This is a genomic window from Prevotella pallens, assembly GCF_900454935.1.
In the GTDB taxonomy this organism is placed as follows: Bacteria; Bacteroidota; Bacteroidia; order Bacteroidales; family Bacteroidaceae; genus Prevotella; species Prevotella pallens.
In genome coordinates this window covers 85359-97946 of sequence record NZ_UGTP01000004.1, presented here as the reverse complement: position 1 = coordinate 97946, position 12588 = coordinate 85359, and the positions used below count along the sequence as shown (strand labels likewise).

4 protein-coding genes are annotated in these 12588 nt (G+C 41.6%); all 4 read right to left on the bottom strand.

Translation table 11 applies throughout. The annotated features are described in order from the left end of the window. Nucleotides 1-284: 284 nt before the first annotated feature. Nucleotides 285-2825, bottom strand: coding sequence for a C10 family peptidase (locus DX009_RS11810; protein WP_115084223.1), 2541 nt, complete (start codon nucleotides 2823-2825; stop codon nucleotides 285-287). Between the two features lie 131 nt (nucleotides 2826-2956). Beyond that, on the bottom strand, nucleotides 2957-7423 hold the full coding sequence (locus DX009_RS11805; RefSeq protein ID WP_245944647.1) for a choice-of-anchor J domain-containing protein: 4467 nt from the start codon (nucleotides 7421-7423) through the stop codon (nucleotides 2957-2959). Between the two features lie 611 nt (nucleotides 7424-8034). Further along, entirely contained in the window at nucleotides 8035-9390 is a 1356-nt protein-coding gene (locus DX009_RS11800) for a TIGR00341 family protein (RefSeq protein ID WP_115084222.1), read from the bottom strand. Between the two features lie 235 nt (nucleotides 9391-9625). After that, complete coding sequence (locus DX009_RS11795) at nucleotides 9626-11695, bottom strand: choice-of-anchor J domain-containing protein (RefSeq protein WP_115084221.1); 2070 nt, start codon at nucleotides 11693-11695, stop codon at nucleotides 9626-9628. Nucleotides 11696-12588 lie beyond the last annotated feature (893 nt).

Below are 12588 nucleotides of genomic sequence, written 5' to 3'. Positions count from 1 at the left end.
AGATATCTGAGAGACTCGTTACAGATATCTGAGACGATCGTCTTAGACGTCTAAAACTTTGTGCGTACATATACCATTGTGGCACAACACATTATAGATAGCAAAAAAATAGGACTTTCAGAATAATCTGAAAGCCCTAAAAACTCTAACTACTATTTACGAACAACCGAAAAGAGAATACTCTCAACCCTAAGCTACTGAGTGTGAAAGATGCCTAAACATATATTTAGCAAAACTCTCTTTTGCATTTTGTTTCGTAATTTTGCTTCGTTCAATAGCGATTTTTATTTAACTAGTATTTTCTTTTTATTTATTACATATACGCCTGAAGGAAGTGTAGAAAGAGTTGCTGTGGTGCCCACTTTTGCACCCGAAACAGAGTAAACTGGCTGTGGTGTAGCAGTAGAATCGGCATTTGCGTTCTCTATTCCAGCTGCTGTAGCTATAGTTAGCTTACCTTTTTTGTAAGTAAATCTGTAGTTTTGAGCCTCACCACCACTTATAATTATCTCGTATTCGCCCGCCGGACTACTTTCGGTTGCAGTAGTTGTAACAACAGGAACTTTGGTAAGAACGTGCTCGTTTTCGCCATTTACAAATCCTCTATAGTACAATATGAACTCTGGATTAGGCTTTCCTTCTTGACGTGTAACATCGTTAGTAGTAACAGTAAGCATAGCTTTGTCTACTGTTAGTGTTCCACCAACAAGCTGAACACTCTTGTCGGCAATAGTGCCATAGTCTATATGGATTTCATATTTTCCTACTGGCGACTTAGCATCAGCCACACACGTAATTTCTGGTTTTCCCTCTAAGTACTCTCCACGAATGCTATATCCAAACTTCGGGTTTGGTTCGCCATATTCGCGAATGGTATTGCGCACTGTTACAATGCTACCAAATTCTTTTATATTTCTAACAAGAAGACCACCCCAACCACGGTATAACTTCTTTGTATCAATAGGAACTCGTAAAACGATATTGCTGATTGGACTACTTAAGAACATATCTTTACCCGCCTTTGGAGGTTGTTTTGCAAATATTTTTATCTGGCTTAAGCTATGACAACCTGCCACGCTCTCTTTACCTAAACTTGCGATAGAGGTGGGCAAAACAATACGTTTTAATCCTGTACAGCCAGCTAAAGCATAATCGTGAATACCAGTTATGCCCTCAGGAACTACAAGATCGGTTACCATTCCAGGTATCGCACTAATTATTTCGTCGCCTTTTTTATTTAAGAAAATACCATCGCTGTAAACAAAGTTGTCGCCTCCATTAGCAGGAATATTCTCTATTGTTCCCAAAGCACGACAGAAAGCAAATGTACCATCGGCAATGGTTTTTAAGCCATCGGGCAAAACAAGTTTGCGCAAACTATTGCAATTGTAGAAAACACGCTCTGGAAGATTATCGTTAGAGGTTGTTAGATTACCATCTTTGAGGTATGCTCCGCCACCACTCACAATTTTTGCACCTTTAAGGTCGAGCATATACAGTCCGCCTTGTGTGAATTTTCCATCAAAATCGCGACCTGCCATCTCGCGAATAACACGGAAGTCGGCTCCATTAATCTCGCCAATCAAAGTAAGTTCGCCTATCTCTGTGCGCATATTAGCAGGAATGCTATCAGATAAAACGCCAGCTTTAGGCAACTGAATGGTACGGTTCTTTAATTCTTTAGGTGTACCGTAAACGCCTCGTATAACATCTTGGTCAGATGTAAACGAGTACATATTGCCAGGGTTAAGCAGGTCTATCTTGTAATAACCGTTTACATCGCCATTCCAACCCCAGTTTACACTTACTAAACCATCGCTATTATAGCCATCTAACACAAAGGCGTGTCCAGCGTCTTGTCCCATAGAGCCCGGACTAACACCACCATAAATAAGTGGGTGTCCGCTTGATAGTTCACTGAAAATAATGTCCATCCATTCTTTAGAAGAATAGTTTGCACGAACTAAATGCTCAACATCTGAAAAGCCAAAATAAGTACGAAGACCTTCAGCGCAATCGTTCATAAAGGCTCCACTACCTTCGTTCGGACCTCCGTATCCCATTTCAGATGCTACGCCACAATGCAACATTAGTGTAGCCACAGCATTAGCTTCTTCGTTTGTATAGCTTCCACTGTAGTCATCTTTCATATTAGCCCAATCGTAAACTGTATTTCCGAAGTTAGCTTCTATGGCATCTCCATCATAATCGTTGGCTGGATAGTATACAGTGTGTGAGCCTATGCCGCGTAAAGGGTATTTAAAGTAATTAAGAACCTGTGCTGTTGCCGTTGCTACACAACCTGTAAGCAATCGTCCTTTTGGCGTATTGGGCAACAATTTATTGTATGGCATTTGTTGCCCCCAAACGGTTGTTAGCATCGTTGGAACTTCAGACTTATATTTAGTAGGGTCTGGTTTAATAACATTAAGAGGGGTATTGCTTTTTACTGCCTTAGTTATCACTTCATCAATAGCTTTCAACCACCAGTTGAATCCAGGATTATCGCTTTGCGTATAATCAGTTTCCGATACTCCCAACAGTTCTGGTGCGAGGTCGTCTGCCGATATTATGGCAAACCCACCTTGTTTATAGCCATATATTGAATACGCCTTTGTATGTTTTAGTTCGCGCAACTGTTCAGTGCTTCTAGTTCCGCTGCTTGTACGCTTACCTGTTTTGTAAGCACTTAAAGTTGTTTGTAGGTTAATTGCACGTGCTGCAGTTTTCTTCATATCAGCTGTTGTGCGAGGTTTAGCCCCTACCGCCACGGGCAGAAGTGTGAGTAGCACAAAGGCTACCAGCATTTTTTGTTTAACGTTCATATAGGTTTTATATTTAAAATGAATATCAATGAGAATATTAATTGAATTTCTAACAGCTATTCCACTCTCTATATATAAAAATGTCGGTGCTCGCTATTCCCGATATGGGAGCGAACACCGACAAAGAGCATTTATTCGATAAGTATTTTCTTGTTGCCAACAACATAAACTCCTTTGCGTAAACCACGAAGTGTAGTTGTATGGCGACGTACAAGTTTGCCATCGACGGTGTAAACATCTACTGGTTTGCCGTCGGTTATGACGTTTTCGATACCTGTTGGTACATTTACTTCTACTGGAGCTGACTCTGTTCCGTCGGCATAAATGGCTGTAACGGCATACTGGGTATTCGCTCCAGCATTGACATCTACGCAATGGCGGACGGTAACAGGCACCTTATTGATGAGTGTGCCAGCCTTGTAGATGCCATAATATATTGGTGTAGGCGTTTCTTTTGTATAAGTAACGTCGTCAATTCCAAACATAAGACCAGTTTGTGGGGTTGTCTGATGAATTGCAAAATAGGTTGTTCCAGCAGGCACATTGATGGTTACCTTCTCCCATTCGCCCGATACAGCCTGACGATTTTTAAGAACAATATTGGTAAAATCTGTAATGTCATTACCTGCTGACGAATAAAGTACATCATAATTTTCAATATAAGCAACATTATTCACCGTCATATTATGCACATAGAACGATATTGTTTGCGCCTGTCCTGATAGTTTTGGACTAATAATCCAGTTATCACTATTTACATAAGATTGCCCTGTTTCATCAAGCTCGTATGGAACTGAAGCATACTGCTGACCCGAGAATGGTTTCAGCCAAGGATTAAGGGTTGCCACATTTTCGCCTAATACAAAAGGATTGAATATGATATAGGCGAACTGTGTGAACTGATTGGGGTACCAAAGATCGTCGAAGAAACCACCAGAATAGCCGCCATTGGCATCAATAAGAGTCCAATCGCCAAACTCTGTAGACCATGCATCATAGCGTTCGAAGTCTTCTGTTACTGTTTGCGGAGCTGTATTGGGTGCTTCCCATTCCAGTGATACATTCGATTGTTCCCTTGTTCCTCTCAGATTCTGTATCGTTGGCTTTTCAGAATCTTCAAGTCTGATGGTCGTTTCTGCCTTATTATCGGTGTTATCTAAGTCTTTATCGTATTCCACTTCTGTGATAACCTTCATCTCTTTTGCGTCTGCAATGATAGCAGATGATGGCACTTGGAAGTCTAAAGTGCAGCTACTGAATGGTGCGAGTTTATCATTCCATTCATAAGAATTTATCTCTTTGCCACCAGATTTAAGACGAACGGTGAAGTTTTTGGCTTCACATTCGCCAATATTCTCTACTTTCACCTGGAGTTTGGCAGTACGTCCCTTGATAATCTTGCCTGTTCCAGATACGGTAACAGCCAAATTGTTGCGCTGAACCTCCATGATACGAATGTTATCGACGAAGATTGGCTCGTGGTTAGTGCCGCCAACAGCTTTGAATCCAATAAATACAAAGCGCTCATTTTCGAACGCGCTCAATGGAATAACCTCGTTAAACCATGCCTGATTGTTATTTATTAGAGAGTAATCTATCGTTTTTAGTTCGGTGCGGGTGCCGTCTGGACGTTGCACAAATACTATAAGTTTGGTGTCAGGGAAGTTCTTTCGTCCGTAGCTGAATATCAATTTAGGATTGGTAGTGCCGATAAGCGAAATCTTTCCTGTGCCTAACGTACTTTCATCGCCTGTGTGTGCAGGTTCGAAACAGAGTGCGCCACCGTCCTTATCGTATGCTACGCCACGTCTAATCTTCCACGATGTGCCTTTCGTATCGGCCAACCAAACCAACGAAGAAAGCGATGCGTTGGCAAAACTCTCCTTGAATGGAACGTTATAAGCTTTTCCGGCAATGAGTCGAGTGGTAGCTATGCCACTGCTTCCCAACTGATTTTGCGCTGAAACGCCCCAATAAACAAAGTGTTGTTGCTCGCCAGTGTTAAGGTCTACAGGCGTTACGTCGTAGCTATTCTTATTCTTAAACGAAGCCAAAGTGTCGGTAGGCTCTTTTGAATTTTTCATAGACATAACGTAATAGGTAATCTCTTCAGGTACAACAACGCCACCATTAGCTCCAACAGTAGAAGTTTTATCCCATGAAAGGGCTGCAACAGTGTTCTTATCCAATGCCTTCAATCCTGTAGGAGTAGCTGGTATATCGAAACCTACAAAGGCTTTTGCCACTGCTTCGCGACCTGCTCCTGCTGTATTATAAGCTACCACCTTATATATATGTGCGCCTTTTGCAACATTGTCGTCCTTATATGTCATGACTTGACCGCTCATAAGGTTCTTCAAAACACCGAGTTTCGCATCGTCGCGGTATATAACTGCCGAATCTAACTGGGCAGTAAGGGCGTCTCCATTGACTGCTTTCACTGGCATTTTGAAGTTTAATGTTGCTTTCTCTCTTCCTGTTTGGTCTACAATAACGTGGAAATCGGTCGCTGCATCAGGTGCTGTGAAGAGCGCACCAGGCACCAATTGGAAGTTGCGAACATAGAAACGCCATTGGTTAAAGCCACTCTTATCGTGAATGGCAAGATGGTATGAACCATCTTTAGGTACTTTCAGTTCGTAAGAAAACTTTGTTTGTGCCTTCGGAACAAGTACTGGCTGCCCCACTTTCGCATAGTTTTCAGGGTTATAACCTTCGCCACAAGCAAGTTGGAACACCTCTTTAAACTGTTCAGCAAGCGTGTTATAGGCTTCAAAAGAAACAGTATAGAGTCGGTCTGCCTTTAGTTCAAACGGTGGAGATAGTAGCCAATCGTCAGCTACTCCCTTAGGATTATATCCCGATTGAGCCCTTCCTTTCCAGTCATCAGCCAATCCCCACTCCCAAGTTTGGCCGTCGTCGTTTGCATCTATGGCTGTAAAGTTGTTGAAAGATTCCTCATCGTAGAAGCTTTCCTTAAACGGTGGCACGATGGCCTTACCTATAACGATTCCGTTAGAAGCCACTTCATTACCTTGACGGTTGCCCGCTTTCGGTGTAATAGCGAAACTATACTTCTTTAATTCGGTGGTTGTGAAAGGTACCGTCAGACTGTTTCCTGCTACATTGGTTTGCACTTGGGCTCCATCTGGCATTCTTTTCACGTCGTATATCACTTCTCCAACATATCCGCCGTGCTTTCCTTGCGTTACAGAATGCCATGTAACAACAGCCTTTGTGCCGTCGTAGTTGAACTTCACACGCTCTATATCGGCAGGAATGTCGTAGCCTACCCATGCAGTATATCTTACTTTAGGCGATGAGCCTGCAGCGTTGGCTATGGTAACGAGGAACTTTGTGTCGCCACCAGATACGGTTATTTCGTCATCAACCTTAGCTCCTGCCGTAGCAACAGCTTTCTTTACAGTGTCGTTATTAGCCACAACATAATATGTAAGATTGCCTGTTAGCGGTTCACCGTTTATCTTTTTGCTTGGAGCAGTGAACTGAATGCGTCCTGTGGTATTACCCTTTTCAAATACAAACTTAAGGTTGTTTATACGTGCAGGTGCCTCTGGTGCTGCTGTTGTTGTGGGTATTGTCAATGCTAATATCTGCGTTTCAGATGGCATATCACCTATTTTGTTCGCCTTTCCAGTTGTAAGGTCTACGTTATATAGCACCGACTTGCCGTCTTTATCTATACTTGCCCAATAGAATATATTTGTTTTCTGATCTATCTCCCCACTTTGTTGGTAATAACTACCATCTGAATCTCTCACAGTAACACCTGTTGAACCTACTAATGTTTCCTTTCCATCTGTTGTACTAATGGAATAAAGATTCCCATCAAGTGATATTCCATAGAGTGTACCTTCTTTACTTATACCGAGTGCTACATACTGGCGTTCAGCCCAACCAATGAAGTTACGCTTCATCTTAGTATAATCAATGGTTCCCCACTGCAGGTTCGTACCACTCTCGTCCCAGAATACGCCGTAAATCTTACCTGTGTTACGGTCTTGTGCAGTTTCCATGGCGCACAAAGAAAGTCCATCTCTACCTAAATTATCGTCAGATAACTGTTCCCACGTATCTATATCATAAGTGTAATGGTGTACTTTTATTTGACCTTCCGAGTATGCCAAGAGGTCTAAATACATGGCATGGAACACGTCGCCGACGATTCCGCTTCCTGAATTCACCTCCATATAGTGCATAAGTCCTAATGGTTTCACTTCAATAGGGACTGTTGTGCCTACCGAATACATGCCGTAGGCAGCCTCACCCACCTTCCATCCTTCTTGATGAATGACGTTTCCCCACAGCACAATGCCTCCATTAGTCTTCAAGAGTGGCGCAGCAAGCGGCTTTTGCAGAGGTGCAGCCACTGTCTGCAATAGTATATTGTCTGTACTTGGACGCTGAGCGACAGGCATTTTGAGGGTTGAACCCATCGCCATACCACCTTGTCTTGCCGACAAGGCGTTTCTTAGTGTACTCTCACGCTGGCTGTTGTTCTGTGCCATCATTGCTGATGACCAGCATAGCAAAAAGGCTATGATGCCAGCAAACATAATGTAAGACTTCTTTTTCATAAGCAATAAATTTAGTGAGTAATATGCCATCACGATGATGACGAAAGTTTCTCGGTTGTTTCGTACTTGTCTACGGTTATAGGGGTGCATAGTGCTATGTATTTATACATAGTTACAGCCTACTGCACACAAAAGGTCCATTTATAGAAATAATATGGTGCTTGTTTGCCTTAAAATAACTGTATTCGTTTATATATTGCTTTTTTACGTTACTCTGCCGAACCTCTATATATAATAAGGTGTACAACAGTGCGTGCTTTCTCTATTGTTTCTTTCGTTTTGAAGGTCCACAATGTTTTGCAAAAATAAATATATTATTTCAACTACACAAACGAAAGAGAAGAAAAATCTCAATATGTTTTCAACATTCTGTAAGCTGTTATTACGACAAGAAAAGGAAATTAGCGGTAAATGAAAGAAATGATGTGAGGTTATGGTAGAGCGATAAGGGAGGAAGACGAAGGGGTAAACTTATTTAACGATATAGAAACGCTAAGATTTCAATATTTGGGAGATAACAAATCAAAAACAACCCCTTGCATCTTTACGCAAGGGGTGTAAGGGGGTAAACAAAGTTGTTTCGAAGCTCTCGTTATGCTTCTGTAGCAACCCTATTGTGGCAATACCACCAACTGAAGACTATCGGTTTTTATGCGCACCTTAAGCCATTTGTAAAGCTGTTGCTTGTCGTTTGCAGGAAGTGTTTTGTTGGTTTTAATCACCGCAAGCACGTATTTTTGGGTGAGAGCAGTATCTACAAAGACTTCAGAAGTGTGCGAAAGGGTTATACTTTTAGCTTCCGGACAAATGGCTTTCAGCTCTTGTTTCATCTCTTTAGCCAACTCCGGATAACGTGTATAAGCCGCTAACTGCTTCTGTAAGGCATCGTTTTGGTACACTTGTTCCTTCAAATCGGAAGACGTTCCTTCGCCTGCTGCTACCAAACCGCGCTTCTTTTGCTGCATAGCCATAAGACTATCAGCACTAGCACCTTGTATAATGCGAAGTCGATAGTCGGCTAACTGATAGTCGGACAGGGCTTCCTGTGCCTTCTTAACGTTGCTATTAGAAATAGAATTGCCTATTGTAATAACATCCAACGTTTTGTTTTCTTTGTCGAAAGTGTGCGAAAGAATGTAAGTTCCTTTGTCTTTTATTTCGTTGCGCAGAAAGCTTTCGACGTTATTTTCGATGACACTCTGCTTAATAATTTGCCATGTCATGTAGCCAGCAGGTATCATTGTGATGATAACAATACTTGCAATACAGTAGTTTACATACTTCAACTTCTCCTGATGGACTATCTTTTTACGATGGAAGTGCATTAAACGAACGCCCACGCAGGTGGTGAAAGCGATGAAAACAGTATTGATGAAGTAAAGATAAAAGGCACCCAAGAAGTAAGATATGTTGCCCATTGCAAGTCCGTAGCCCGCCGTACAGAGTGGTGGCATTAGGGCAGTAGCAATCGCAACACCCGGTATCACGTTGTTTTTGCCTTTTGTAGCTACTGCCAAAATACCTGCTGCACCGCCACAGAGTGCTATCAACACATCGTAAAGTGTGGGCGATGTACGTGCAAGAAGTTCTGATTGTGCTTCTGTGATAGGCGAAAGGGAAAAGTAAATGGTAGCTGTAACAACGCTGAGAATGGTGGTAATGAGGTAGTTGATGATAGCTTTCCTGAACAAATTCAGGTCGGCTATTCCTATCGCTAAGCCCATTCCGATGATTGGTCCCATCAGTGGCGAGATGAGCATGGCACCGATAATGACAGCTGTTGAATTGACATTGAGTCCTAAGGAAGCGACGAAGATAGCAAGAATAAGTATCCATAAGGGTGCTCCCTGGAAGTTTACACCTTCGGTTATCTGTGCTATTATGTTGTCTTCAGAGGCTCTATCGGGCATTACATTGAAGCATCGCTTAACTAATTGCCACAGTGTTTGTTTGTTTTTTGTGTCCATACGTTTTGTTTTTGTGTGTGCAAAGATAATGTTTATTTGTGATATAATGGTATTGTTGATAACGATTTTTTCGGTGTAGCAATGGGATTGATGGAAATTAGAAGGACCATGAATAATAGGAAAACTGTAGGCAACAGGAAGGTCATCAAACAAAAAAGGAGCTCCACCAAGCGGTGAAGCCCCTTCAAAAGTGGGTTACTGCATTAAAAGAATACAGCTACTGTGTGGTTAAACCTTACTTTACTACCACTTTTTGTGTGCCTTTAGCGGTGCGCACAAGGTAGATTCCCTTTTCGAGGGCGATGGGCTGACCAGCTTTAACAGCGCCACTAAAGAGGTGAGTGCCGTCGATGCGCACTACGCTGATATAGTTATCAACGCCAAGAACATAGATTCCTCCATCGGCAATGCGTAGGCTGACATCGGCTGCAAGGGCAGATACGCTGTTAATGCCAGTTGTTCCTATCTTCTTTAAGCATATATTGTCTAAGTAAAGGTTCATTCCTTTCTCTACATCGGTAGTGTTAGCATGGAATCCAATATATATTGGTGCCGTCTGTTTAGCTGTAAATTCAACAATGCGCGGAGCAAACTTGTCTGTGTCTTCTTGTGTATCAGGCACCAATTGTTCGGTCATAGCAGCAGATTCGGGTTGTAAACCGTACATCACTTCATACTTTTCGGTGCCGATGGTGCGTATATCGAACGACAATTCGTATATTGCGTCTTTCTCTACGGCTATGAATGGTGTAAACAGCCAGTCGTTTTTAGGAGATGAAGAGCTATATATCTTCATGAATTTGTAGTCGTTGTCCCAGTCCCAATAGGCGTTTCCGTCGCCAAGATGTTCAGTAGTAAAGAGCAATACCTCGTCGTTAGTATCGAAAGTTGCGGTATAAGGCTCTTCGAAAGGCTTACCTATCATTATCTTATTCGATGCTGTTGGAATGCCTTTATGGTCGTCGTCGATGTAAGGGGTAACATCGAAGAAGCACTTTTCAGCCTTTTCTTGTGTAACGTTGTAAGTATATGGCGATGTGGCAGCATTATCTACTATTTCGCCTGAAGGCATTTTGCGCACCTGGTATTTCACTTCTGTTGGATCTACGTAGCCGTTGTACATTCCTTCTGTGGCTGCGTCCCAGGTCAATATCAGCTTATTAATATCTTCGCCTTGTGTTAGTTTCACGTTCTTCACCTGCTTTGGTGTATCGTGTCCCACGTAAATGTTCTTTATTTCTGCCTTGTCGCCATCGCCTTCTGCATTTATCACAATAACAGCAAAGCTGTGTAAGCCTTGCGTTGTGGTTACTTCTGCTGTGATAGCCTGTCCTGCCTGTGTGGTGCCGCTGGTGTTTTCCACGCCATCAACAAGCACCTTGTAGGTTAAAGCTCCCGTAAGAGGCTGGCCGTCGTAGGTTTTTGTAGGTGCCGTAAAGCCTATTTTGCCTTTCAAATCGCCATTTGCGAAGTCGGCAACAATATCTGTTGGCGCTGCAGGAGCACCTGGATTCACTATCTTATCGCCCACCCAGAGGCAACCAAATTCCTCTTCGTGCTTAAATTCGCGTAGCATTGTGCTGGTCTTAGCCTTTAGGTCTATTTTATAAATGCCCGGTGTTCCGCCCCAATCGTCGAGCGTTGCTGCCCAATAAAGGGTGTTATTGTCGTTTGCGGGGAAGGCTGCAGACTGCTGATAAAGCGGATTCATGCCCGTAGAGAGTATCTCTGTGAATGTAGCATCGGTTGTTGAGATTTCTCCTACCCTACCTGCTGAGTTTATTCCGTATAGTTTTCCTTCTTTGTTAAAGGCTATTGCGAGAATGTTGTTGCCCAATACGCCCACCTCTTTGCGTTCGTGTTTGGTTAGTTCGAGGGTGCAGAGCTTATAGGTTGAACCATCTTTGTAGACTGAATATACCTTGTCTGTTGTTTCATCGTAGGCTATCGGACAACCTATAGATACCATGTCGGCAGGCACTTTGTGGCGTGTTATTTGAGTGAAATCGTTGGCGTTGTAGATGTACACATACATATCTGCACCATAATCGGAGTCGTCTTTCACAAAAAAATAGTAGCGGTCTTTCACCTTCACAATGCCATAGTCGGGTGTATATGGTATTTTTTGCACTTCAGTAAAGTTAGATGTAGATGCTGTTGTAAACTTATAGATACCATTATTCTCTCTTGTGCCAACAAGATGTCCGTACAAAGTATATTCTGTTTGTGCCGTTACAGGTAGCGCAGCAAGCAGGCTAACAAGCAGAGCTATACCTGCAAAGAGTGTAGTAAAAAGTCTTTTCATCGTATGTATTCTTTTTATTAATTATTAGATAGTTCTACAGTTTTTAGGTTATTCCCGTTTCTATACATTGGCATTTGCGCTTTTTATGCGCACATATTTGTATCTTTCTACGGCGATACCTCTATTTTTCCACCTCTATATATAACAAGACGTAGACGTATATATGCTTTTAAAATAATATTTGCCAACAAATGGTAGTATTTGTTTGCAAATGTATAAATATTATTTTAAAAATGCAAACAAAATGGAATAAAAACTATCATTTATGCAGCTCAGCAGAAAAAAGGTGATGAATTTTCGGCAAAAAGAACTATTGTGGTAAGTCTTAATTATATATAATTGAATAACAAACAACATATTGCTGTTCAACAAGTTGTAAGAATACATTAATTAAAACATTCTATATAATGTATTCTATAAATCTTCTGTTGAATGGGTATATTTTAGGTGTTATAATATAGCGTTATATGGGTGGTGTTTCTTGATGATATCTAAAACGAATGCGATAGATATCTGAAACGTTACTGACAGATATCTGAAACGTTACTGACAGATATCTGAAACAAGCGTGATAGATATCTGAAAAGAAAGTAACTGTATTTAGCAGATTTTTCTAAATATCTAAGATGTTCTATCTTATTGAGAATAAACAAATAAGCACTGTTTATAACCTTCCAACTTCGTTTCTACTAAACTTGCATTTATGGTTATGCGAGAGGACTATATGTATGGTCTGGGGCTATTATTGTAAACAAAAGTAGAAACTTAATGAAATGTTGTAACAAACAGTATCACAACAAATTGTTTACACGAATATAGTTGGCTTAATGTATGTTTTTCGATGTGCGGACGCTGTTAGAAGCGTCCGCTGTATATTAAGAAACGACTTATTG